A 25,812-nucleotide genomic window follows, 5' to 3' on the forward strand; every position below is an offset into this window, starting at 1 on the left:
TTTCTTGGAATAAGACAGCTATTTTAAATAGCAAAATCGCATACTACATTTGTGAGTAAGTGTGCTATTGTTCTATGCACAAAAATAATTCGCATATAACTTTTTTTTATATAACATACATTCGGACTCGACAATGACTGCAAGTATCCCGTCTATTACGCATTTGAAACAACTCGAAGCCGAGAGTATCCAGATCTTCCGAGAAGTGGCCGCGGAATTTGAAAACCCGGTAATGCTTTACTCTGTTGGAAAGGACTCTTCGGTATTACTTCACCTTGCTCGCAAGGCGTTTGCTCCTGGTAAAATTCCTTTTCCGTTACTTCACGTGGACACCACGTGGAAATTTGGTGAAATGATCAAATTCCGCGACGAGCAAGCCAAAAAGCACGGCTTTGATTTGCTTGTTCATATTAATCAAGAAGGCGTTGAAGCGGGCGTAGGTCCTTTCTCTCATGGTAGTGCTAAGCACACAGACATCATGAAAACGTCTGCGCTTAAGCAAGCACTAAACAAATACAAATTTGACGCCGCTTTTGGTGGTGCTCGTCGCGATGAAGAGAAATCTCGTGCGAAAGAACGTGTTTACTCATTCCGCGATGACAACCATCGTTGGGATCCAAAAAATCAACGTCCTGAGCTTTGGAATATCTACAACTCACAAATTAACAAAGGTGAGAGCATTCGTGTATTTCCAATGTCTAACTGGACTGAGCTTGATATCTGGCAATATATCTACCTAGAAAACATTGAAATTCCGTCGCTATACCTTTCTAAGCCTCGCCCTGTAGTTGAGCGTGACGGTATTCTTATCATGGTTGATGATGAGCGTATGCCGCTTGAGGAAGGCGAAGAGCCAGAAATGCGTTCAGTGCGCTTCCGTACTTTGGGTTGTTACCCACTCACGGGTGCCGTTGAATCAACAGCAGCGACACTGCCTGAAGTTATTCAAGAAATGCTTCTTACCAAAACATCGGAGCGTCAAGGCCGTGTGATCGACCACGACAGCGCTGGTTCAATGGAGAAGAAGAAAATGGAAGGATACTTCTAATGGCAACCGATAATGTTGTTTGGCATAAGCATGAGGTAAACAAAGCGACTCGTGCCGAGCAACTCAACCAGTCACCACGGGTATTGTGGCTCACTGGATTGAGCGGTTCAGGGAAGTCAACCCTAGCCAATTTGCTTGAAAAAAAGCTTCATGAACAAGGTAAACATACTTACCTATTAGACGGTGATAATGTTCGTCATGGTTTGTGTGGAGACTTGGGTTTTAGCGACACTGACAGGGTTGAAAATATTCGCCGCATCAGTGAAGTCGCTAAGCTCTTTGTAGATTCTGGCTGTATAGCGATTACCGCGTTTATCTCGCCCTTTAAAGCAGATCGAGACTACTGTAGAAATCTGCTCGAAGAAGGCGAATTCATTGAGGTATTTGTTGATACCCCATTAGAGGTATGCGAGCAAAGAGATCCAAAGGGCTTATATAAAAAAGCGCGTAGCGGTGAAATCAAAGACTTTACTGGCATAGATTCTGCCTATGAAGCACCGGAACAACCTGAAATTCACCTGATTTATCAGGAAGAGCCGGCGGAGCAAACTGCCGAGCGTTTGTTTGAGCTGATGAAAGAAAAAGGACTTGTGTAATGGCATTAGCAAATACACTCGCAGAATCAATCCTGCGCATAGCTAAAGAAGCTGGCGATAAAATCATGGTGATTTACGAAAAAGACTTCGCCATATACGAAAAACAAGATACTAGCCCTTTAACAGAAGCAGATCTTGCTGCTCATCACGTTATTGTAGATGGTCTAAAGGCTATATCTGAACTTCCTATTTTGTCAGAAGAATCTGCTGATATCCCATGGGAAGAGCGTCAAACATGGACTTCATACTGGCTAGTAGACCCGTTAGATGGCACTAAAGAATTCATCAAGAAAAATGGTGAATTCACTGTCAATATTGCACTTATAGAAAATGGACGCCCTGTCATGGGTGTCGTATACGCTCCGGCACTTAACAAGTCGTACGTTGGCGTTGAAAACGAAGGTGCATGGACCGAAGTAGACGGTGAATTCACACCAATTACTGCTCGTAAACATGATGGTAGTGAAGTGTGGAAAGTGGTTGGTAGCCGCTCTCACCAGAGCCCTGAAATCAAAAACTTGTTAGAACAGCTAGGTGGCGAATCAGAACTCGTTGCCATGGGAAGTTCTCTTAAGCTTTGTCTAGTGGCAGAAGGTGAAGCTCACCTATACCCACGCTTAGGTCCAACTTCTGAATGGGATACTGGTGCGGCCCATGCCGTAGCACTCGCCGCAGGTGCAGACGTCACCGTACTCGATGCAGCTAACCCTTTAAATGATAACGCTGAGGCTCTTACCTATAACCAGAAAGAGTCAGTGTTGAACCCCTTTTTCCTTGTGAGCGCATAACATGAACAACGAAAACGAATTATTGAAACAGGACATTCTGTCTTACCTAGAGCAACACGAACAAAAAGACATGTTGCGCTTCTTAACTTGTGGCTCTGTAGATGACGGTAAAAGTACACTTATCGGTCGTTTGCTTCATGATTCAAAAATGATTTATGAAGATCAACTTGCAGCTATTACCAAAGATAGTAAGAAAGTGGGTACTACCGGTGAGAAAGTCGACCTTGCATTATTGGTTGACGGCCTTCAATCAGAGCGTGAACAAGGTATCACCATTGACGTAGCTTACCGCTATTTCTCAACCGAAAAGCGTAAGTTCATAATCGCAGATACTCCAGGACACGAACAGTACACCCGTAACATGGTAACTGGTGCCTCTACGTGTGATTTAGCAATCATCCTAGTTGACGCTCGTGGCGGTGTTAAAGTACAAACAAAACGTCACTCGTTCCTAGTATCGCTGCTTGGTATCAAGCACGTTATCGTTGCTATCAACAAAATGGACTTAATGGACTACTCTGAAGAGGTTTATAACCAAATCAAAGAAGACTATATTAAGTTCTCTGAACAGTTAGATATTCCAGACATCCACTTCGTACCACTTTCAGCCCTTGAAGGTGATAACGTTGTGTCTAAAAGTGAAAAAACGCCTTGGTATGACGGTGAACCACTAATGAAAATGTTGGAAAACATTGAAATTGGTGACGACGACAACTTAGACGATTTCCGTTTCCCTGTTCAGTATGTTAACCGCCCTAACTTAGATTTCCGTGGTTTTGCAGGTACCGTAGTGTCTGGTCAAATTGCCCCAGGTGATGAAATTACCGCACTTCCTTCTGGTAAAAAGTCTAAGGTTAAGCAAGTAGTCACCTTTGAAGGCGACCAAGAGCGTGCTCACGTTCCACAAGCTGTTACCCTTACGCTTGAAGACGAAATCGACATTTCTCGTGGCGACATGATTGTTAAATCTGATAACTTGCCGCTTACAGCAACACAGTTCAAGACTCACTTAGTATGGATGTCAGAAGAACCTCTGATGCCAAACAAGCAGTACTTGTTTAAGTTTGCGACTAAGTCAACGCCGGGTGTTGTTGCCAGCATTGATAACCAAATCGATGTGAATACGCTGGAAGAAACCGATGCAATGCATTTGAACCTTAACGAGATTGGCGTTGTTGACGTGAAGTTTACACAACCTGTAAGCTGTGACCCATACAAACGCAATCGCCCTACAGGCTCTTTCATTGTAATCGACCGCTTAACTAACGGTACCGTTGGTGCAGGCATGATCATTGACGCTCTAGCGCAAGATAGCCAGCATGCAGCGCCTGAGTTCTCAGCGTTCGAACTAGAGTTCAACGAACTTGTTCGTAAACACTTCCCACATTGGAACGCTGTAGATATCAGTAAACTGTAGTAAAAACTGGACAATAAATGGATATTAACCAGTTCATGGTGCTGGGGGTTTTCTTCAGCACCATTTTTGCGCTGATTTTCACCAATCAGCGGCCTGCTCGTATTTTTGGAGCAGCCATTTTAGTGCTAATAGTTATTCAACAACTAACACTGGATGACATACTTCACAATTTGACCAACAAAGGTCTAATCACCCTTACTCTATTACTGCTAGTTAGCAGTGCAATTGACAAAACTGCGCTCATAAAACGACTGGGAAGAAAGCTCATTACCGCTAGTTTCACGGCAAGCTTTTGGCGATTGTTCTCTTTGACTTTTGTGTCTTCAGCACTGCTAAACAACACCGCAATTGTTGCGAGCCTCATCGGCCCTGTGAAACAAAACCAGTACCACCCAGCATCACAATTGCTCATACCGTTGTCATATTCAGCGATTTTAGGTGGAACGGTGACACTTATTGGAACGTCAACCAACTTAATAGTAGATAGTTTTCTACAAGAGCAAGGACACCCTGGGTTTAGTTTCTTTGATTTCACCCTTTACGGCTTAGTGGCAGGTCTTGCATGTGGTCTATTGATGTACCTACTATCGCCGTTACTTCCAGTTATCGCGAGCAAGAACGCCAACTATCGAGAATATACCGTTGAAGCTGAGGTCAGTGAGGGTTCCGAGCTTATTGGTAAAACGGTGGAAAACAACCATCTTCGAAATCTACCGGAGTTGTTTTTATTGGAGGTGATCCGTGATGGGCATCTCATTTCTCCAGTGTCACCTGACCTCGTAATCAACCAAGGCGACAAGCTCATTTTTTCAGGAAATGTCCAAAAGCTCGATAGCCTGAGCCATATCAAAGGGCTATCTACTTTCGCGGAAACCGACGGTATTCTCAGAGAAAACCTTACCGAAGTGTTAGTGGCAAATCGCGCTCAAATTATTGGACAGACCATTAAAAGTCTCGGCTTTAGAGCGTTGTTCGACGCGGCTGTAGTTGCAATTCGCAGAGATGGAGAACAGTTATCCGGTAAACTGGGTGAGATTAAACTACAAGCCGGTGATTTTCTGCTACTTGCCGTGGGTCCCGACTTTCATACGAGACAGAATCTTTCTAAGAATTTTTTTATTCTTTCCGAGCAAAAAATTAGTCGTCCACTGAGCAATAGACAGGAATGGATAACGCTGGGGGGATTTCTTTCTGTTGTAGGTCTTGCTGCATCCAACGTGCTCTCTCTTGCGATGGGCCTTTTGTTCCTTGCAGCAGTGCTAATCGGATTTAAAGTGACTTCTCACGGCGAATTAAAACGCAACCTTCCGCTTGATTTGATTGTAGTGATTGTCGGTGCGTTGAGTTTGGCTACGGCACTCGAAGGCTCGGGCGTTATTTCTTACACCACACAATCGTTAATGCCTTATTTGGCAAATACCGATTGGTTCTTCGCCTTAGTCGTGGTTTATGTGACCACATTGCTGCTTACAGAATTTGTCACCAACAACGCTGCTGCTGCGTTAATGTTCCCTTTTGCATATGGTCTAGTCGAAATCATTGGTGCGCCACTCATGCCATTCGCGTTGGCCGTTGCTTTTGCAGCGAGTGCTAGCTTCATATCACCTTTTGGTTATCAAACTAACCTTCTTGCATTCAACGCCGCAAATTATCGGTTTACGCACTTTATGAGACTCGGTATACCTATATCCATCGTATACAGCAGTATAGTGCTAGCCCTCCTCAATTATACTTATCTTTGAGACTCTTCTCACTGCAGAGCGCTATTTATATCCACAATTAGCGCTCTACTTTGAATCCTACTCTTCATCGAACACACTTTATTACGAAATTCTCTAAATACATTAATTAGAAATACTGTACTTCGAAGTTACGAGCCAGTAACCTGCTAAATTAAATAATGAAAACGTTAGAATGGAGCACCGGATGCACTCGGTAACTAACCCCTTACAAGCATGTAACGACATATTTTTTAAACCGAACGGCGTATTTAAAGCTGTCGGTGAAAACAACAATTGGTCTTGGCTACCTTTCATTCTGCTGGTAGTGGCGCTCATTTTGCCACAATACCTATACGCGAACTTTGTTGATATTGATTGGCTAGCCGACACCATGATCGCGTCGCAAGAAGCCATGAGTCCGGCTGAAGAAGACGCCATGCGTTCTTTTATCACTCGCACCTCACTGATTGTTCAGGCTACTGTGGGCACACTGATAGCGTTGGTGGTATTCAATGCAATCTTCGCCGTTTACTTTAATTTGGCAACTCGAAGCGACGATAGCCACGTATTTGGCTTCACAGATTGGTATGGATTTACTTGGTGGATTAGCATGCCATCAATCATTTCATGTCTTATTGCAGTGGTATTGATATTGTTAGCTGAGAGCCATCAGTTGCCACAAAGCACAGTGTCGCCAACATCTCTTGCTTATCTTTTTAATATCGATGTTGCGTCTAGTTGGTTTGCTTTCTGCCAAGCGCTTAGAGTAGAGATGGTCTGGTCTATCTATTTGACGATGGTAGGCATTAGCCAATGGACTTCTTTTTCGACGAAGAAATCGTTAGCTATCGCTATTGCTCCAAGTGCAGTCATCTATGGTATTTGGCTAATTATTCTACTGCTGTAGTACTCTCATTTTTTATGAGAAAGCCGCTGATAATTCAGCGGCTTTTTTAATGGAACAAGGTTAACAATAAGTCATACATTATTGCTGTAATCATAACCTAGTGAGTGGAAGCTGACTGGTGTACTGTCCTTTTTTACCTAATGGTCTGAAATAAGACGCGTTGTCATAAAACTCGGCATTTTGCGCTTCATACCAACCGGGTACCCCCAAAAGAGGGAGTGGTTTAAGTATGTCCGCTTGGTTGAAGTTATCGAGTTCTGTAATACGCTTAACTAGGGCACTGTCTAAAACTTCACGTTTTAGAGTATCTGAATAGCTATTAAAACCATTGGGTACAACCACTGCCAACCACTTGCCCGTTAGTCCCTCGAAAGGTGAAAGCATCATCTCTAAATTTGCATGACCGAAAATAAAAGGATGAATCGTCGAGTTAAAAATTTCTCTACTGGATATAAAGACTGTTTTCCATTGGTGTTTCGCCAGTGCGTCGAGTAAGGCATTACCGTCAACCAAATCTGCTTCCTCAATTGCCAACACAACACCACACTCGTCAAAGTGAGTTATCTTATTGCGCCTTGGAGTTCGGGGATGCACACCATATTCGTGAATATCTTCGATATGAAGTTTATTCAACAACGCCTTCGTTTTGGGAAACTGAATCCAAATAAGCGCGTTGAACAAGTCATGCCAGCTCTCTTCTCGGGTAGGTACCACGAAATCCTGTCCGATAATTTCCTCATAATAACGCACTTCGCTTTCAGGAAACTGTCCTTGCGCTTTAAACATAGGACCATTCCAACGCTGCCCAAAACTGCGCGACAGAGCATTCAAGCAATCAGCACTCGGGAATTCCTTCTCTGACAACAAATCATAATCATTAAGTAGTTCGACAACAGGTTTTGAAGCTTGTTCTGTTATTACGAGAGATTCCCAACGAGGAAGGTTTACAGCGGCTTTCATACTATTTATTGGTTCAACGAGTGGTTTTATCTATACTGGGCGATATTGTAGAGCAAACAGAGACTAACAATGAAAAAAATGTTTTTGCCCATGCTAGTTGCGTCACTTTTCGGCGCTAGTGCATGTACACCTAACGACTCAGAACAAACCTCAAGCGCTCCCGCTTCAAACTTCGAAGAAGTCTACGCAAGTATTTCAGATGAAGATATTCGCGGTCCATTAATGACCCTCTCTTCAGACGAATTTGAAGGCCGCTTACCCACCACTGTAGGAGAAGAAAAAACGCTCGCGTTTCTTATCGAACAATTCAAAGCTGCCGGTATTCAACCGGGGAATGGCGACAGCTTCTTACAGAAAGTAGCCTTGATGGAAATCACTGCCGACCCTGATATGACCATGACTATTGGAGACAACACCTTTGTTTATAAAGAAGATATGGTTGCCTCTTCGAAGCGCGAACAAGCCCAAATCAACCTAGAAAACTCTGAACTCGTTTTCGTTGGTTATGGTGTAAACGCACCTGAGTATGACTGGAACGATTACGAAGGCCTAGATGTTGAAGGTAAAACCGTTGTCATCTTGGTCAACGACCCTGGTTTCGAAAACCCAGACAGCGGTAAATTTCAAGGCACGACCATGACCTATTATGGCCGTTGGAGCTATAAGTATGAAGAGGCAAGCCGTCAAGGCGCTGCCGGCGCCATAATCGTTCACGAAACAGCACCTGCATCTTATGGTTGGTCAGTCGTCGCAAATAGTTGGAGTGGCCCTCAGTATGGCCTTGTGAGCAAAGACCAAGGTGCGAGCCGTGTTGCTGTCGAAGGATGGCTCACCTTGGAAGCCGCACAGAAGGTATTCTCTGACGCTGGGCTAGATTTTGCCCAAGAAAAAGCAGCAGCACTGAGTGGTCCCTACCATAAAGCTATGGGTATAACCGCGTCAGTGACGGTTAACAACACATTTGAAAAGTCCGAAAGTAACAACGTAATAGCGACGTTACCTGGCAGTGAGTTCCCAGATGAACACATTATCTATACGGCACACTGGGATCATTTAGGTAAAGACGAAACGAAAGAAGGCGACCAAATCTATAACGGCGCCCATGACAATGCTACTGGTACCTCAGCGATTATTGCGATGGCCCACGCCTTTGGGTCGCTTAACCAAACACCCAAGCGCTCAGTATCATTTCTCGTTGTTACCGCAGAAGAACAAGGGCTGTTGGGCAGTAAGTACTACGCCGATAACCCTGTTATTCCTATTGAGAACACAGTAGCCAATATCAATATGGACGCTTTAAACGTACTAGGTCGCACTAAAGACGTAGCTGTAGTGGGTATGGGTAAATCGGATATGGAAGATTACCTCACTGTAGCAGCAACCCGACAGGGTCGTACGTTAACACAGGAAGACCGTCCTGAAGCGGGCTATTACTATCGCTCAGATCACTTTAGCTTTGCCAAACAAGGTGTGCCCGCACTTTATGCACAAGGTGGTAGTGAGCCCATCGATGAAGAAACTGCAGCTTACCGCAAGCGAATGAATGTAATTGTGCGCGGCTGCTATCACCAAGTATGTGACGAATATCGTGACGACTGGGATTTAGGCGGAATTATAGAAGACACTCAAATGTTCTTTGAAGTGGGTGTTGATGTTGCTAACGCAGAGCAGTGGCCTAACTGGAAACCTACTAGCGAGTTCCAACGAGCCCAATAAATTCACCGAAACCCTGAAAAAAATCAACGCCGAGAATCACCTCGGCGTTTTTAATTTAAGAAACACATCAAGGCTATCTAAAAAATACCATAGTGAAGCTATCCCCACGGATTTATCCTCTAACTAAGCACTCACAAGGATGAAACCGATGAAACTAAATCAAGTAACACTTCCCGTTCGCAATATGAAAGTAGTGGTGGCTTTTTATCAAACCCTCGGATTTGAGTTGATTGTTGATACCCCCCACTACGCTCGCTTCTATTGTGCCGATGGCGAAGCAACCTTTTCACTCGCTCTCGAAGACAAACTTTTTAATAATGGTGTGACACTCTACTTCGAAGTAGAAATGCTTGACGAGACAGTGCTACAACTAAAACAAAAGGGAATTCAGTTTATACAAGACCCTGTAGACCAACCCTATCTATGGCGAGAAGCGGTACTCTGCGATCCATCTGGAAACAAATTAAAACTTTACTGGGCAGGTGAAAACCGCGTAAATCCGCCTTGGCGTGTTACGGCTGCGAAGGGTAAATAACCAATAGCACCGTCAAATTCCAATTTATCATTAGAATGTACTTGCAATTTCTACTCAGACTGGCACATTCAATGGCGAGCGAGTCAATTTCTAATAACAACAACAATTCCTCGCCGCCTCAAAAAAAAGAGGTCCGACAGAAAAAGCCCCTTTTTCAACAAGTGAACAGAGAGACTCCGTTTTATGTGTGGTATTTTCGGCATCCTTGATATCAAGACCGATGCATCAGAGTTAAGAACCCAAGCACTAGAATTATCAAAATTATTGCGCCATCGCGGACCAGATTGGTCGGGTATCTGGAATAATGACAATACCATTTTGTGTCACGAACGCCTGGCCATTGTCGACGTAGATACAGGTGCGCAGCCGTTAATCAGTCAAGATGACAAGCAAGTACTTGCAGTGAACGGCGAAATATATAATCACAAACAACTCGCCGCAGACTTAGAAACACCTTATCCGTTTAAAACTCGCTCTGATTGCGAGGTCATTCTTCCATTGTTCCAACAAAAAGGTGTGTCTTTTATCGACGAGCTAGAAGGTATGTTTGCCTTCATTTTGTACGATGAAGAGCAAGATGCTTACCTAATTGCACGTGACCATATTGGTATTATTCCTTTGTATACTGGTTATGATGAGCACGGAAACTTCTATGTATCCTCGGAGATGAAAGCTCTTGCGCCTGTGTGTAAGACCATTAGTGAATTTCCTCCAGGTCACTATTTATGGAGCAAAGACGGAAAGCTTACTAAATACTATCAGCGCGATTGGATGTCGTATGATGCCGTTAAAGAAAATCCAAGTGATCTTGACGAGCTTCGCGTAGCCTTCGAAAAAGCGGTGAAGTCACACATGATGTCTGACGTACCTTATGCAGTGCTTCTGTCCGGTGGCTTGGACTCATCATTAGTGTCTGCGGTTGCAGCGCAATACGTTGCAAAGCGTGTGGAAGATGAAGACAAAACGGATGCATGGTGGCCTCGCCTGCACAGCTTTGCTGTCGGCCTTAAAGGCGCGCCAGATCTAATAGCGGCGCAAAAAGTAGCTGATATGATTGGTACCGTGCACCATGAAATTCATTTCACTATTCAGGAAGGCCTAGATGCCATCCGAGACGTTATTTACCATCTAGAAACCTACGATACCACAACCATACGCGCGGCAACGCCGATGTATCTTATGACCCGTAAAATCAAAGCCATGGGTATCAAAATGGTGCTATCGGGCGAAGGTTCAGATGAAATCTTTGGCGGTTACTTGTACTTCCACAAAGCACCTAATGCCAAAGAGTTCCATGAAGAAACGGTGCGTAAACTCGACCGTTTGCACATGTTCGATTGTGCACGTGCCAATAAAGCGACCTCTGCATGGGGTGTTGAGGCTCGCGTACCTTTCCTAGATAAAAACTTTATTGACGTTGCTATGCGCCTAAACCCTCAGGACAAAATGTGCCTCGACGGTAAAATGGAAAAATGGATCTTGCGTAAAGCGTTCGATAACGGTGATACCCTTCCTGCAGAAGTATTGTGGCGCCAGAAAGAGCAATTTGGCGATGGTGTAGGATATTCTTGGATTGATTCAATTCGCGACTTCGTTGAAGAGCAAGTGACAGATCAACAGTTGGCTTCTGCTGAGTTCCGCTATCCAGTGAATACTCCTGATACCAAAGAAGGTTACTACTACCGTACAATGTTTGAAGGTTATTTCCCTCAAGAAAGCGCGGCAAAATGTGTTCCAGGCGGTAAATCAATCGCTTGTAGTACTGTAGAAGCCTTAGAGTGGGATGAGAGCTTCAAAAACAACGCTGACCCATCAGGTCGTTCAATGAAAGACGTTCACGCTGGTGAATCGTAACTCGTGTTATCAATAAAAAAGGCACTGATTTATCAGTGCCTTTTTTGTATGTACTTACTGACTTTCCGACAAGTACCATAGGTTTGTGTTAGAGACCGGGGTTAACTCTGGCAGTAGCGGATTTTCAAGTCGAAAGATTTGTCGCGTCTCTATATCGAGATCTTCGATAATGGTGTCATATGATTCATTAAATAAAGCATCAAATGAACCGTCATCTAACGCCCGCTGTAAACCTGTTTCTATCAATCGCGCAAGTGTAGGGTTACTTTTACTCACGAAATAATACATTGCCGTCGGATAGTACAATGCAATATTTGGCGCAATAGTAAATTTATTGTTTCTGCGACCCTCTGCTAATTCAGGTACCACCTCAATCACTGAGCGAGGAAAGAAGGCCTGTGATTCGCGTTCAAGTACCGTGTACCCCTCGCGAAAATCAGGAACAGTGAGCACATTAAAGCCATTGGCTTGCAAAATTTTAGTATCAGGCCATTCATTACCTTGCAGGGGTGACATAGTCATCAATCGTTGACGACTCGTGATACTTGCGAAATCGGCTTCCTGTTCTTTATTGATGACTAGTAAGCGTAATCCTATCAGCCCCTTTGCGATAGGAATACGGATCGGGATAAGATCGCGCTCTCGCTGAGCGTCAGTCATACTCCATACAACATTAACCTCGCGATTTTCTCTCAATTGGCGGATGGCTTTTCCCGACAACAAAATGCGATCTGATGCCTTCAACTCATAGTTGACCCCCGTCTTTTCTAACGCTAGTTGAAGTAACGCTATGGGATACTCTGACCTTTTATCTGCATCATCTAGTGGTCTAGGATAGGTCACTGTCCACATCGCACCCGAAGCTGACACGGCGAAGAATGTAGCGCATAAAGCAAGCATTCGAAAACACCAATGTATGTTCAACATAGCTCTTTTCCTTTTACTAACGTAGTCGCTCGCTACTCTATGCCAATGTATTTGTGAGTTTGTAATGAAAGACGCCAATTGCGGTCAATGCACGTTTTTATTGCTAGTGCAGTTGCGCGATCTTGTTGACTGATAGGCTGCAAGCACACTGTTTTACCGTCCAGCGAAGGTAATTGGTTGAGTAATTCATCCAGTTCTTCTACGTGTTTTTCCATGGCAACGGGATGCTTTATCTCATTGGCACGTTCAAGGGCATCTACACGAACTTCATAGCCCCCTTTCATGTTTACCTTAGGTGATACTGTCACCCAAGTGTCGTCATTACAGAGTACCTCGAAAGTGCCACTGGTCTCAATTTGAGAGGTGTAGCCTCGGGTCTTGAGTAAATCAGTCAAAGGACGTAGGTCATAAATACAGGGCTCGCCGCCAGTAATAACCACATGGGTAGCTTTGTAACCTTGCTGGCTAAAAAGTTCGAGCAGTTCGTTTTCCTCTACATTGAAAAAGTGCTCGCTTTCCGAAGATTTAGTAATCACTTTTTTCGGCGAAACCGCCAAATCCTCATTAATCACCCACGTATGTTTAGTGTCACACCAAGAGCATCCTACAGGGCACCCTTGCAGGCGCACAAATATCGAAGGAACCCCCGTATAGGTGCCCTCCCCTTGGATGGTTTCAAACATTTCGTTTATCTTTAATGTCATTCAGTGTGCCAATTTCAGTTTCTTATTCAATTGTAGGTTGGGATTTTAGCAAGGATCACATAAAATTCTGTGATAATTTCTAAATCAATTAAATAATTATGTCAGAAAAGGTTGTTGTTATTTATTCAGGAGGCATGGATTCTTACACTGTGCTCCACAAAGCCTTACGTGATGGCAAGCAAGTTCATGCCCTTTCTTTTGATTATGGGCAACGTCACAAAAAAGAACTCGATTACGCAGCAAAGGTATGTGACAAGCTAAACATACCCCACAAGGTCGTTGACATAAGCGCGATCAACACCCTTATTGGTGGTTCTGCGCTCACCGATGATATCGACGTTCCCGAGGGACATTACGAAGAACCTAGTATGAAGCAAACCGTGGTCCCTAACCGAAATATGATATTGCTTTCAATGGCAGTGGGTTATGCCGTGAGTCTCGAAGCCAATGAAGTCTATTACGGCGCTCATTCAGGGGATCACGCTATATATCCAGATTGTCGTCCTGAGTTCGTCAACAAAATGAACGACGTTTGTCGCATTGCAAACTACACTCAAGTAGAAATCGTCACGCCCTATTTAGATGTGAGTAAAACTGACATTCTAACCGCGGGTTTGGCCATGGATCTGGACTACGGCGAAACGTGGACTTGCTACAATGGCCGAGAAAGGCCTGTGGCCTGTGGAAAATGCGGTGCATGTGAAGAGCGATTAGAGGCATTCAGAGACAACCAAGCTACCGATCCCTTGGAGTATGAAGCTTAGGGTATCAAGGCACTAATGAGGCAGCGCATGAGCTAGCGCTGCCCATATCAATGAACGCAACTAACCTTTTTGACTCTCAGAGATGAAGTAAGATAACTCTTTAATACAGTGACGTAACACTGGATTTAGTCGTGTATTTTTACCATTCATAACAAATAAATCATGGCTGAAGTTAAATAAACTTCCTTTTGCGATTGGCACTAGTCCAAGCGCGGCGCCTTGCTCTTTCGCCATGTAATCAGGTAACAAACCAATATACTCACCTGTCATCATTGCTGACATTGCGGCATCGTATGAGTCGGAGAATGTTTGAATGGCGAGGCGTGATTCTTCCTCAATGTAATTAGCAGAAGATAACCCAGAGATACCGATTGCTGGATAATCTTCAATATTCACGTTATCAGGTAGTTCCGTATCACGATATTTTGCAAGTGCGTGGGTTGGCGCACAATACAAGCGTCCTTCACAAGCAATGCCAACAGGGTGGAATGTAACAGACTCGGGTTTAACCATGTCGTACGTTGATACTACCAAGTGACACTCACCAGATAGCGCTACATGCTCCACTTCATTGTACAAGCGGGTTTGAATATTCACATGAATATCATCAAACTTTTTCATTGTACTCTTCACGGCTTTACTCACTGCTAAGTGCATAGACAGTGGCAAACCAGCCATTAACACAATGGTAATGTGACCTGAGTAGTCGTCGTGAAGTGACTTTAAATTAAAGACGAAGTTATCGAAGGCGTTAAAGATACGCTTGGTTTCCTGAAAGACCACCTCGCCTTCTTTGGTCATTTGGAAACCACCACGACCGCGATGACACAAAACCAAATCAAGACGCTCTTCCAATTTTTTAATGGCAGCGCTGATATTAGGGCGTTGCATTCGTAACACGGGTTCTGCAGCGGTAAAACCATTACAGCTCGCTACAGCGTAAAAAACACGAAGTAGTTTAATATCAGATTCTTGCAATCGATTTAGCATAGAGACACCTGTTTTAGGTATAGTTCTGGATACTCTACCTAGCACTATAGGCAAGTGCGCCCGCGATTACAACGGGCACAGGAGGATTTATAGGGGTAAACGGGGCGATATCAGTAATTTTGATGAAACTGTCACCTATGACAGCGCAACCACTTGCTTTCTAAGCGTTTCAATATCGTCTCTGAGCGCCGCCGCTTTCTCGAACTCTAGCTCTTTAGCATATTCAAACATTTGCTTTTCTAACTCAGCTATCTGCGTCATTAACTCTGTCGCACTCGCCGCTGATTGCTGTACTTTCTTCTCGGCAACCTTACGTAGTTTTACCTTTCCTGATGCTGGATGCTGATTACTGTCTCCAACATCCATGATATCAGTGATCGGTTTGTTGAGGCGCATAGGAACAATGTTGTTGGCTTTGTTGTATGCCATCTGTTTTTCACGACGACGTGCTGTTTCATCCATTGCCTTCTTCATGGATTTTGTGATCACATCTCCGTAAAGGATTGCCTTACCGTTCACGTGACGGGCTGCACGACCAATGGTCTGAATTAGCGAACGTTCTGCGCGAAGAAAACCTTCTTTATCCGCATCAAGTATTGCTACCAATGATACTTCGGGCATATCCAAGCCTTCTCTCAACAAGTTGATGCCCACAAGCACATCAAACTTACCAAGTCGTAAGTCTCTGATGATTTCGATACGCTCTACGGTATCGATATCTGAGTGCAAGTAGCGCACCTTCACATCGTGCTCATTGAGGTATTCACTCAAATCCTCAGCCATTCTTTTGGTAAGTGTAGTTATTAGGACCCGCTCATCTAGAGCAACACGCTTTTGAATTTCAGAAAGGACGTCGTCCACCTGAGTTGCCACTGGGCGAACTTCGATTTCTGGGTCTAGTAATCCTGTGGGTCTAACGACTTGCTCAACAATATCGTCTGGACATTTTTCTAGCTCGTAATTACCCGGTGTTGCCGAGACATATACAGTTTGTGGTGAAATATGCTCAAACTCATCGAACTTAAGTGGACGGTTGTCCAACGCTGAAGGCAGCCTAAAACCGTACTCAACGAGTGTTTCCTTTCTTGAGCGGTCACCTTTGTACATAGCCCCAATTTGGGACACAGTAACGTGTGACTCATCGATAAACATCAACCCGTCGCCAGGAAAATAGTCAAGCAACGTAGGCGGTGGCTCGCCGGGAGCCCGACCAGAAAGGTAGCGAGAGTAGTTCTCAATACCCGAGCAATAGCCAAGCTCCATCATCATCTCAATATCGAACTGTGTGCGCTGGGACACGCGTTGTTCTTCGATTAATTTATTAATACTTAGCAGTTGCTTTTTACGCTCAGCGAGTTCTTCTTTTATCTCATCCACCGCATTGAGTATTTTTTCCCGTGGCGTTACGTAGTGAGTTTTTGGAAAAACCGTCGTCCGCACCACAGACTTATCAACTGCACCAGTGAGTGGATCGAATAAGCTAATTTTGTCAATTTCATCATCAAATAGCTCCACTCGCACCGCTTGTTTTTCAGAGTCGGCAGGGAAAATATCGATAACATCGCCACGTACCCTGAAAGTACCGCGTTCGAAGGCAATATCATTGCGCGTATATTGAAGTTCTGCCAATCGACGCAGTATGTCACGTTGGTCCATGGTGTCGCCCTGACGTAAATGTAAGAGCATTTTCATGTACGACTCAGGATCACCCAAACCATAAATGGCTGATACACTGGCTACAATAATAACGTCGCGACGCTCCATCAGCGCTTTAGTCGCTGACAAGCGCATTTGTTCTATGTGATCGTTAATCGACGCATCTTTTTCAATGAAAGTGTCAGTACTAGGTACATACGCTTCTGGTTGATAGTAATCATAATAAGAAACAAAGTACTCAACCGCATTTTCAGGGAAGAATTCTTTCATCTCCCCATATAACTGTGCGGCGAGTGTTTTGTTGTGCGCTAAAATAAGCGTAGGGCGCTGAACATCCGCAATAACATTAGCCATAGTAAAGGTTTTACCAGAGCCTGTTACACCGAGAAGAATTTGCGTCGCTAAACCGCTCTCTAGACCATCGATGAGACCCTCTATGGCCTTAGGCTGATCTCCAGACGGCTTATAATCAGAATGAAGAACAAACCCCTTAGACATAAATTTCTCCTGTTTTACTCATGGCACTTTGCTATCGAGCGTTTAAACACAGTAATTGACACTACAGCCATTAATATATTTGCCAACACCGTTCCCCAATACAAACCTTCTAAGCTCCAATAGAGGCTTCCGACGTAGCTCAGCGGCACATAGAAAGCAAATAACCTCGCCAAACTTAACCACAGTGCACGCATTGGTAAATGCATAGCATTCATCGAAGAATTGGTCAGGATAATGACACCTTGTAAACCATAACCCAAGGGAACGATCATTAAGAACAACTGTATCAACTCTGCGACTTTAGGTTCTTTGGCGAACGCAAAAGCAATCCAAGTAGATAACAGCCACATAATGACAAAAACAATAAGTTGCCAAACGATAACAAACCGAACAGCAGTCCAATAGCCTTGTTCAACGCGGTCGAAACGATTCGCCCCCATATTCTGACTAATAAAAGGAGGCAACGTCATCGACAACGCCAAAACAACGATACAAGCAATTGACTCCATGCGATTACCAACACCCCAAGCAGCTACCGCTTCTGCACCATAGCCAGCGACAACCGCCGTCATGATTCCCCCAGCTACTGGCGTTAACATATTAGCGCCAGCCGCTGGTAAGCCTATTTTCAAAATAGGACGAAAACTCACTTTAAGTGCTTTGAGCGAAATAACACGAGGGAGAATAAGTCCTCGCTGAACCGCTAATATATATAAAATCCAGCCAGCCCCGATAAACCAAGCAATCAAGGTAGCCAAGGCTGCGCCTTGAATACCCATGGCAGGAATTGGCCCAAAACCGAAAATAAATAGAGGATCGAGTAACGCGTTTAGACCACCACCTACGGCCATAATTATACTAGGCGTTTTGGTATCACCGCAGGCTCTGAGTACACTGTTACCAACCATTGGGATAGCGAGAAAAATACTCGATAAATACCACAATTCCATGTAGTCACTGATATATGGCATTAACGAGTCAGACGCGTTCAACGAATAGAAGATAGGCTCAATCGTAAAAAATCCGATGAGCGCTAACGCACCAACGAATATCGCTGACAACGACAAAGCACCAGTCGCATACAACTTCGACTTAGTAACCTCTCCTGCACCTTGAAGCTTACCAATGATCGCAGACGTACCGATGCCCAGACCAATATTTAAGCTGATCACTGTGAAAGTAACTGGAAAAGTGAAACTAATCGCAGCAAGAGGATCGGTGCCGAGCAAACTCACAAAAAATGTGTCTACTAATCCGAAACTCATCATCATAATCATGCCTAACACCATAGGGATGGTCATGCGTTTGAGCGTGGATGGGATATCCCCTTCGGTTAGGTTAGATATCGAACTTTTTGATGACTCAGCTTTCACAAAACCTCACAGTGCAATTAGCAACAAAAAAGACGGAGGTTTCCGCCTTTATGTAATAAGTGTACATAGTCTACGCTAGCCAGTTAATTGAGACCATGTGAAAACGATTAAACGTAATAAGTGCGTGATTAATGTACTTAATAAAAAACGGAGTAACTTTTTATACCAAAGACTAAAACAAGGCTTAACTCCCTTTTTAGTGCCATTCATAACTTTTCCATGTCTTTCTCTGCGTAGAATGACAATCTTAAAAGCTCGAGTTATCACAAAATTCCCGTGACAATTAAATGACACTGAAATGTCGGAAATAAGACACCATTACTCTGTTCAACGCTTAAACATCGACTTCAATGACTTACACAAAAATGTTAACTAAATGTATATTTATAACGAGTTTGTGAGTAATCGCTGAACTAATCATCGATGTCAGGTGAATTAACACACAAGATATTTTTTGTCCAACTGATCTTTTATGATCAGTAAACAAGATCCCTCAATAATAAATAAGCAACTGTTTTTATTATAATTAATATCCATTCAACATAGAATATTGAAAGATCTCAACACAGATGATCACACTCTCTTGGCTTCATAAGCCCATCTATTAACATAGTTATCCACAGATTTAGTGGATAACTAGCGCAACCCCAGATTTTACGTGACATTGTGGCAATACATGCATAATTTAGGTGAGTAACAACTAACCCCATGGGACAACGTATAAGGTTACACATTTATTAAATACTGTACATTAAAACAGTAATCAAACCATTTTTTATAGCGTTTTGTTATTACCTTTATAAATATAGCTATAGGCACATCAAAATTGTAAATGACATAGGCTTCATTTGCGCTCAAGCCTCTTTTCTGGGGTACTTATGACACTTGTTTAGGATTTAAGCGTATTTTTTGACGCTTTGTACACGAATTGAGCACGAAACACCCAAAAAGTCATTTTTTGTGCAGTTAACACAAAAAATGCATTAAGGTTGTTGACAGCAAAGCAGTACGTCTTTAATATTCGCCTCCGTTGAAAAGCAGGTCCCCCTTAGCTCAGTTGGTTAGAGCGACGGACTGTTAATCCGCAGGTCCCCCGTTCGAGTCGGGGAGGGGGAGCCAACTTTTCAAACGTAAAATGTAGTCGATTCCCCCTTAGCTCAGTTGGTTAGAGCGACGGACTGTTAATCCGCAGGTCCCCCGTTCGAGTCGGGGAGGGGGAGCCACTTTTTACACAGCAAGTAGCCTAGTACCCTCCCCCAAAAGTTTCCCATAATTCACGTTAAATAAAGCTAACTTAATCAAGTTGTTAATCTGTGCCGAAACAGCGATAATAGAGCGCTCAAATCGCTTCTGCTGCGTATAGACATTGTACTCATTCTGGTTGGACGTATTTATCATCAATGACTGAATTTTTATTGCTGCTTGTCAGCACCGTATTAGTCAACAATTTTGTCTTGGTAAAATTCTTGGGTTTGTGCCCTTTTATGGGGGTTTCTAGCAAACTCGAAACTGCCATGGGTATGTCTATGGCTACCACATTTGTACTTACCCTTGCGTCAGCAAGTAGTTACCTCGTAGAAACCTATTTGCTCCAACCTTTAGGTATTGGTTACCTGAGAACGCTAGCCTTTATTCTGGTAATTGCAGTGGTGGTGCAATTTACAGAAATGGTGGTACACAAAACGAGTCCAACACTCTATCGCCTTCTAGGGATTTTCTTACCGCTTATAACAACAAACTGTGCGGTACTTGGCGTTGCATTGCTTAACCTTACTGAACAACACAATTTTGTTGAAAGCCTTATTTACGGCTTTGGTGCAGCAGTGGGCTTTTCTTTGGTGTTAATAATGTTTGCGGCCATGAGAGAGAGACTTGCCGCTGCGGATGTACCACAGGTGTTTAAAGGGGCATCAATTGCAATGATAACTGCGGGTTTAATGTCGTTAGCTTTCATGGGGTTCAGTGGATTGGTGAAATTTTAATGACGTTAAGTTTAGCTGCCATTGCTCTTGGAATTTTAGCGCTAGTTTTTGGCTTAGTGCTGGGTTATGCGAGTATCAGATTTAAAGTAGAGGGAGACCCACTTGTCGAACAGATAGACGACATACTCCCCCAAACTCAGTGTGGACAATGTGGATTCCCTGGTTGTCGCCCCTATGCCGAATCCATCGCCAATGGCGATGAAATTAATAAGTGCCCTCCAGGTGGCGAGGCAACAATTAAAAAACTCGCGGATCTAATGGGGGTGGAAGCAAAGCCTCTGGATGCAGCCCATGGCGAGGAAGACGTCAAGAAAGTTGCTTATATTCGAGAAGACGAGTGCATAGGTTGTACAAAATGTATTCAGGCATGCCCAGTTGATGCCATTCTGGGGGCAGCCAAACATATGCATACCGTTATTACAGATGAGTGTACCGGTTGTGATCTATGCGTAGATCCCTGCCCAGTAGATTGTATTGATATGCTTCCGGCCGAAGAAACTACGTCTTCCTGGAAGTGGAATTTTTCATCGTCACCAAAAGGCGACATACCGATTAAGATGGTAAGTTAGCAGTGAAGTACCCAAGCTTTGACAACATCATTAACGATCTCAATGCGGGCAAGCTACACTCGTTTCCAGGTGGCGTTCACCCTGATGATAAGAAAACTCTATCCAACACCACAGCTATCGCTAAATGTCCGCTCCCCAAACAACTCATTGTTCCTATAAAACAACACGTGGGTACCGAGGGTGCTATTTGCGTATCTGTAGGTGACTATGTCCAAAAAGGCCAAGCGCTCACTCACTCCAATGCAGCGTTTGCAGTACCTGTGCATGCCCCATCGTCAGGCCATGTAGCATCAATTATTCCCCACGTTGTTGCCCACCCGAGTGGTCTGACTGAGATGTGTATCGTTATTGATACTGATGGTCGAGATACTTGGTGTGAACTATCACCTATGATGGATTACACCACTCGAGATAAAACCGAGTTGCTAGAAGTACTGTGCAACGCGGGAATTTCAGGTATGGGTGGTGCGGGCTTTCCTTCACACATCAAAGCAGCACCAAGTAAACCTATTGAGTTCTTAATCATCAATGGTGTGGAATGCGAACCCTACATCACTTCTGACGATCGCTTAATGCGAGAGCACGCGTGGCAAATTCGTCAGGGACTCGACATACTTAGCCATATTATCGAGCCTCAAGCAATTATTATTGCTGTTGAGGATAACAAACCCGAAGCACTCCAGGCACTCACCATCGCGTGTCAGGACAAGCCGGATTATCGTGTTGTTTCTGTGGAAACCAAGTACCCCGCAGGGGGCGAGAAACAGCTCATCCAAGTCATAACGGGAAGAGAAGTTCCACGCTCAGGGCTACCCTCTGATATTGGTGTGACTATGTTCAATGTGGGAACCTGTTACGCTGTTGCTGATGCTGTGTTACACGGTAAACCACTTATAGACCGTATTGTCACGCTGACGGGTGAAGCATTAGAAAGACCAGGCAATTATCAGGTACTGCTTGGTACGCCAGTGAATCACCTACTAGGCATTGCAGGTTACCTTGCCGACAAACAAGCAACACCTAAAATCGTAATGGGCGGTCCAATGATGGGCTTTACCCTTGCCGATGCAGCAATACCTGTAGTTAAAACCACAAACTGTTTGCTCGTACCAAGCACTCATGAGCTTAGAGATAATAGTGCCGAACGGGCCTGTATTCGATGCAGTGCGTGCTCTGACGCATGCCCAGCGAACTTACTCCCACAGCAACTCTATTGGCACGCCAAAGCGAAGGAATATGACAAAACCGAAGAGTATGATCTCTTCGACTGTATCGAATGTGGCGCTTGTGCCTATGTATGCCCCAGCGAAATTCCTTTAGTGCATTACTATCGCCAAGCGAAATCAGAGATTCGCTTACAAAAAGACGAAAAAGACAAAGCAGAGAAAGCTAAGCTGCGTTTTGAGGCGCGAAAAGAGCGCCTGCAGCGTGAAAAAGAAGAACGAGAAGAAAAGCATCGCAAAGCCAAAGAAGCACGCTTAGCGGCTAAAGCAGCGCCTTCAGCATCTACCCCATCAGATAGCGCAGCAGGTCAAGGGAGTAATACAGCAAAAGACAAAGTGGCAGCCGCATTAGCAAGAGCCAAAGCGAAAAAAGCCGCTTTGGAGACAGGAAACCAGCCACAAGATACAAGTGAAGCCACCAGCGAATCATTAGCGATAGATGACAAAAAAGCGAAAGTCGCGGCAGCTATTGCTCGCGCTAAAGCTAAGAAAGCTGCTGCGCAAGAATCGCCGTCAGCCAATGCGTGCGCAACAGAGTCAGCCGCAGAAGATAGGGCAGAAGATAAGGCAGATGACAAGAAGGCCAAAATTGCCGCTGCGGTTGCAAGAGCTAAAGCTAAAAAAGCAGCTCTGGCTCAAGCTGCTGAACAGGCAGCGCAAGGCAACTCAGCACAGTCACAAGATTCATCAAACAGCGATGAAGACAAAAAAGCCAAGATAGCGGCAGCTGTAGCTAGAGCAAAAGCGAAAAAGGCAGCCTCAGAAGAATCAGCGCAAGCGAATGACGCCGACAACAAGCAAGCCCGCATTGCCGCCGCTATTGCCAAAGCAAAAGCTAAGAAAGCCGAACAGCAAGCTTCTGCTGGCAACGAGAGTAGCGATTCGAAATCTGAAGAAGATAATTCATCTGCAAATACAATAGAGCCTCAAGACGAAAAACAGGCACGTATAGCTGCCGCTGTGGCTAAAGCGAAAGCACGAAGGAATGCAGTTGCTGAAAAGTCAGATGTTGAAACAACGACATCACTGCCAACGGAATCTGAAGTCTTAGATCCAGCAGAAGAGAAGAAGCGCAGAATAGCCGCTGCTGTAGCAAAAGCGAAAGCCAAAAAAGCTGCAGCAGACAAAGAGAGTCAAGAATGAAGTTAACCTTGTCTAGTTCACCTCACCAGCGGGTTCAACGAGATACCCCGCAAGTCATGAGACTTGTTATTTACGCTATGCTACCAGGTGTAGCAGCCCAGTGTTATTTCTTTGGCTGGGGCATTATCATCCAAGCACTTATCGCCGTGATAGCCGCCCTTGTATTTGAAGGAGTAGTACTCTGGATGCGCAAAAAGCCAATCGAGAGAACCTTAACCGACTACTCTGCCGTACTCACCGCGTTACTCCTAGCCGTTAGCCTTCCTCCAACATTACCTTGGTGGATGACGGTAATAGGTATCTTTTTTGCGGTAGTCGTTGCCAAACAGCTTTATGGCGGACTAGGGTTTAACCTTTTCAATCCCGCTATGATTGGCTATGTGGTGCTTTTGATATCGTTTCCCGTGGCGATGACCTCATGGTTACCGCCCACCGGCATATCAACACTTCCAATGTCATTTTTCGACGCCATATCGATTATATTCACCGGGTTCACCACCAGTGGATACGATGTTACTCAACTTCAAACTATTGCTGATGGTGTAACAACCGCAACGCCACTAGACACGCTCAAAACCAATTTAACGCAAGGAGTGACTTACAGCGAGACACTAGAATACCCCATACTTAACGGTGGCCTATTCGCATCAGCCGGCGCAGGATGGAGTTGGATAAGTCTCGCTTACTTATTGGGTGGCCTTGTGCTTATTAAAACACGAGTTATTCAATGGCATATTCCCGCGAGTATGATGCTTTCTGTGGTGATTTTTGCATCTATTCTCCATATGAGTGATGCCGACTACTATGCATCACCAATGTTCCACTTACTCAACGGTGCGCTGATTTTTGGCGCCTTCTTTATTGCTACCGATCCGGTATCGGCATCAACTACGCCAAAAGGGCGTGTAGTTTTTGGTGCTGCCATTGGGTTCTGGATTGTGATTATTCGTACCTTTGGAAGCTATCCAGATGCTGTTGCTTTTGCCGTCATAATCATGAATATGGCCGTACCGCTAATTGATTACTACACTCGCCCTAGAACCTACGGTCGTGGTACTAAACCAGAGAGTAAGGCGGAGTCATGAAACAAACACTGATGAAAAACGGTGGCATGTTGGCCGCTTTCGCAGTAGTGACCACTCTGCTGATCAGTATCACTTTCTTGGGCACCGAGTCTCGTATTGCACAACAAGAACAAAAGAAATTACTCAGTATCCTGACAGAAGTTGTACCGACATCACACTACGACAACGAACTTTACTTAGATTGCGTATCAGTAACTGACTCGCTCTTGGCAACTACCGAAACGGTAATTTACCGTGGAACGTTAAACAATGAACTAAACGCAGTCGCCATAGAGGCCACCGCTCCTGATGGTTATAGCGGCAATATAAAACTAGTCGTGGGGATGGATGCTAACCTCAACGTATTGGGTGTTCGCGTGCTCTCACACCAAGAAACTCCGGGGCTCGGTGATAAGATTGAACTCTCAGTAAGTGACTGGATAACAAGTTTTACTGGCAAGCTATACAATCCAGATGAGGAAGCTCGTTGGAACGTAAAAAAAGACGGTGGCGATTTTGACCAGTTTACTGGGGCAACTATTACCCCGCGTGCTGTGGTTGCTTCGGTCAAGCGAACACTTCAATATGCGCAAAACAATCTAGATACAATTGCGGGCCTTCCTAATAAATGCGCCTTACCTCAGACAGATATGTCGCCAGTGGATGCTGGAGAAGCAAATGACAACTGATTACAAAGACCTGTCCGTTCAGGGCCTGTGGAAAAACAACCCCGCGCTTGTGCAATTGCTTGGGCTTTGCCCGTTGCTAGCAGTTACATCGACGTTTATCAATGGTCTTGGGCTAGGACTTGCCACCACACTCGTACTGATTGGCAGTAATGTTACAGTGAGTTTGATAAGAAATATCGTAAGAAACGAAATACGTATCCCCATCTTTGTGATGATAATTGCGGCTTTTGTTACCATAGTGCAGTTGTTGATGAACGCCTACACCTTTGATTTGTATCTTACGTTGGGAATTTTTATTCCCTTGATTGTTACCAACTGTGCCATCATTGGTAGGGCAGAAGCCTATGCGTCAAAAAACGCGCCTAAAGACGCCGCCTTTGACGGTTTAATGATGGGGTTAGGCTTCAGTGCAGTACTCGTTTTGCTTGGCGGTATGCGAGAAATTCTCGGTTCGGGAACGCTATTTGCCGGAGCTGATCGCTTATTTGGAAGCATTGCATCCAACTGGACAATAACGCTATTTGAAACCTCTCAGCCCTTCTTATTGGCAATATTGCCCCCGGGCGCATTTCTTGGCATGGGTTTACTCATTGCCATCAAGAATGCCATCGATGCTAAACAGGCGGCTAAAGCCACGCAGCCTGTCGAAAAGGCCACTCGTATAAGAATTACCGCGGAATAGAAAAGC

At 44.4% G+C, this 25,812-nt stretch carries 22 protein-coding genes and 2 tRNA genes; 18 read left to right on the plus strand and 6 right to left on the minus strand.

Features of this window, described 5'->3' with window-relative positions:
* Window positions 1-115 precede the first annotated feature (115 nt).
* The 6 genes from cysD (at window position 116) to EYS00_RS03900 (ending at window position 6,477) form a co-directional block, all read left to right on the plus strand.
* Window positions 116-1,048 (plus strand): sulfate adenylyltransferase subunit CysD, encoded by a 933-nt coding sequence (gene cysD / locus EYS00_RS03875; protein WP_258313007.1) that lies wholly within the window; start codon window positions 116-118, stop codon window positions 1,046-1,048.
* A complete protein-coding gene (gene cysC / locus EYS00_RS03880) occupies window positions 1,048-1,644 on the plus strand; it encodes an adenylyl-sulfate kinase (RefSeq protein ID WP_130635253.1) in 597 nt (198 codons plus the stop codon). The genes cysD and cysC overlap by 1 nt, the downstream gene beginning before the upstream one ends.
* Window positions 1,644-2,432, plus strand: coding sequence for a 3'(2'),5'-bisphosphate nucleotidase CysQ (cysQ, locus tag EYS00_RS03885; protein WP_130635254.1), 789 nt, complete (start codon window positions 1,644-1,646; stop codon window positions 2,430-2,432). The genes cysC and cysQ overlap by 1 nt, the downstream gene beginning before the upstream one ends.
* 1 nt (window position 2,433) lies before the next feature.
* Window positions 2,434-3,849 (plus strand): sulfate adenylyltransferase subunit CysN, encoded by a 1,416-nt coding sequence (gene cysN / locus EYS00_RS03890; RefSeq protein ID WP_130635255.1) that lies wholly within the window; start codon window positions 2,434-2,436, stop codon window positions 3,847-3,849.
* A gap of 17 nt (window positions 3,850-3,866) precedes the next feature.
* The gene (locus EYS00_RS03895) at window positions 3,867-5,591 is read left to right on the plus strand and encodes an SLC13 family permease (RefSeq protein ID WP_130635256.1); all 1,725 of its coding nucleotides are present in this window, start codon (window positions 3,867-3,869) and stop codon (window positions 5,589-5,591) included.
* 184 nt (window positions 5,592-5,775) lie between these two features.
* Window positions 5,776-6,477, plus strand: a complete 702-nt coding sequence (locus EYS00_RS03900) for a YIP1 family protein (protein ID WP_130635257.1) — start codon at window positions 5,776-5,778, stop codon at window positions 6,475-6,477.
* Between the two features lie 90 nt (window positions 6,478-6,567).
* On the opposite strand, the gene EYS00_RS03905 is transcribed toward EYS00_RS03900, so the two are convergent.
* Window positions 6,568-7,437, minus strand: a complete 870-nt coding sequence (locus tag EYS00_RS03905; RefSeq protein ID WP_130635258.1) for a DUF3025 domain-containing protein — start codon at window positions 7,435-7,437, stop codon at window positions 6,568-6,570.
* Between the two features lie 69 nt (window positions 7,438-7,506).
* On the opposite strand from EYS00_RS03905, the gene EYS00_RS03910 reads away from it, so the two are divergent.
* The 3 genes from EYS00_RS03910 (at window position 7,507) to asnB (ending at window position 11,542) form a co-directional block, all read left to right on the plus strand.
* A complete protein-coding gene (locus EYS00_RS03910; protein WP_130635259.1) occupies window positions 7,507-9,153 on the plus strand; it encodes a M28 family metallopeptidase in 1,647 nt (548 codons plus the stop codon).
* A gap of 148 nt (window positions 9,154-9,301) precedes the next feature.
* Window positions 9,302-9,688, plus strand: coding sequence for a VOC family protein (locus EYS00_RS03915; RefSeq protein WP_130635260.1), 387 nt, complete (start codon window positions 9,302-9,304; stop codon window positions 9,686-9,688).
* Window positions 9,689-9,871: 183 nt separating this feature from the next.
* Window positions 9,872-11,542: an asparagine synthase B gene (asnB, locus tag EYS00_RS03920; RefSeq protein ID WP_130635261.1), complete on the plus strand. Its 1,671-nt coding sequence runs from the start codon at window positions 9,872-9,874 to the stop codon at window positions 11,540-11,542.
* A gap of 54 nt (window positions 11,543-11,596) precedes the next feature.
* Here the strand turns inward: asnB and EYS00_RS03925 are convergent, their stop codons facing one another.
* Window positions 11,597-12,469, minus strand: a complete 873-nt coding sequence (locus EYS00_RS03925; protein WP_242618642.1) for an amino acid ABC transporter substrate-binding protein — start codon at window positions 12,467-12,469, stop codon at window positions 11,597-11,599.
* Between the two features lie 32 nt (window positions 12,470-12,501).
* Window positions 12,502-13,173 (minus strand): 7-carboxy-7-deazaguanine synthase QueE, encoded by a 672-nt coding sequence (gene queE / locus EYS00_RS03930; RefSeq protein ID WP_130635262.1) that lies wholly within the window; start codon window positions 13,171-13,173, stop codon window positions 12,502-12,504.
* A gap of 98 nt (window positions 13,174-13,271) precedes the next feature.
* Between queE and queC the strand changes: the two genes are divergently transcribed.
* The gene (queC, locus tag EYS00_RS03935; RefSeq protein ID WP_130635263.1) at window positions 13,272-13,937 is read left to right on the plus strand and encodes a 7-cyano-7-deazaguanine synthase QueC; all 666 of its coding nucleotides are present in this window, start codon (window positions 13,272-13,274) and stop codon (window positions 13,935-13,937) included.
* Between the two features lie 60 nt (window positions 13,938-13,997).
* Here the strand turns inward: queC and EYS00_RS03940 are convergent, their stop codons facing one another.
* The 3 genes from EYS00_RS03940 to EYS00_RS03950 all read right to left on the minus strand — a co-directional run bounded on the left by EYS00_RS03940 (window position 13,998) and on the right by EYS00_RS03950 (window position 18,454).
* Window positions 13,998-14,927 (minus strand): LysR family transcriptional regulator, encoded by a 930-nt coding sequence (locus EYS00_RS03940; RefSeq protein WP_130635264.1) that lies wholly within the window; start codon window positions 14,925-14,927, stop codon window positions 13,998-14,000.
* 135 nt (window positions 14,928-15,062) lie between these two features.
* Entirely contained in the window at window positions 15,063-17,081 is a 2,019-nt protein-coding gene (gene uvrB / locus EYS00_RS03945) for an excinuclease ABC subunit UvrB (RefSeq protein ID WP_130635265.1), read from the minus strand.
* 14 nt (window positions 17,082-17,095) lie between these two features.
* Window positions 17,096-18,454, minus strand: coding sequence for an MATE family efflux transporter (locus tag EYS00_RS03950; protein ID WP_373995554.1), 1,359 nt, complete (start codon window positions 18,452-18,454; stop codon window positions 17,096-17,098).
* Between the two features lie 1,042 nt (window positions 18,455-19,496).
* Here EYS00_RS03950 and EYS00_RS03955 point away from each other — a divergent pair.
* The 8 genes from EYS00_RS03955 (at window position 19,497) to EYS00_RS03990 (ending at window position 25,806) form a co-directional block, all read left to right on the plus strand.
* A tRNA-Asn gene (locus EYS00_RS03955) sits at window positions 19,497-19,573 on the plus strand.
* 27 nt (window positions 19,574-19,600) lie between these two features.
* Window positions 19,601-19,677, plus strand: a tRNA-Asn gene (locus EYS00_RS03960).
* A 177-nt stretch (window positions 19,678-19,854) separates the two neighbouring features.
* Entirely contained in the window at window positions 19,855-20,436 is a 582-nt protein-coding gene (rsxA, locus tag EYS00_RS03965) for an electron transport complex subunit RsxA (RefSeq protein WP_130635266.1), read from the plus strand.
* Window positions 20,436-21,005: an electron transport complex subunit RsxB gene (gene rsxB, locus EYS00_RS03970; RefSeq protein WP_130635267.1), complete on the plus strand. Its 570-nt coding sequence runs from the start codon at window positions 20,436-20,438 to the stop codon at window positions 21,003-21,005. The genes rsxA and rsxB overlap by 1 nt, the downstream gene beginning before the upstream one ends.
* 2 nt (window positions 21,006-21,007) lie before the next feature.
* Window positions 21,008-23,371, plus strand: coding sequence for an electron transport complex subunit RsxC (rsxC, locus tag EYS00_RS03975; protein ID WP_130635268.1), 2,364 nt, complete (start codon window positions 21,008-21,010; stop codon window positions 23,369-23,371).
* Complete coding sequence (gene rsxD, locus EYS00_RS03980) at window positions 23,368-24,456, plus strand: electron transport complex subunit RsxD (RefSeq protein WP_130635269.1); 1,089 nt, start codon at window positions 23,368-23,370, stop codon at window positions 24,454-24,456. Before rsxC ends, rsxD begins: the two co-directional genes overlap by 4 nt.
* Window positions 24,453-25,124: an electron transport complex subunit RsxG gene (rsxG, locus tag EYS00_RS03985; RefSeq protein ID WP_130635270.1), complete on the plus strand. Its 672-nt coding sequence runs from the start codon at window positions 24,453-24,455 to the stop codon at window positions 25,122-25,124. The genes rsxD and rsxG overlap by 4 nt, the downstream gene beginning before the upstream one ends.
* On the plus strand, window positions 25,114-25,806 hold the full coding sequence (locus EYS00_RS03990; protein WP_130635271.1) for an electron transport complex subunit E: 693 nt from the start codon (window positions 25,114-25,116) through the stop codon (window positions 25,804-25,806). The genes rsxG and EYS00_RS03990 overlap by 11 nt, the downstream gene beginning before the upstream one ends.
* The last annotated feature ends 6 nt before the right edge of the window (window positions 25,807-25,812 follow it).

Origin of the sequence: Alteromonas sp. KUL49 (assembly GCF_006538345.1) — a bacterium.
Taxonomy (GTDB): domain Bacteria; phylum Pseudomonadota; class Gammaproteobacteria; order Enterobacterales; family Alteromonadaceae; genus Alteromonas.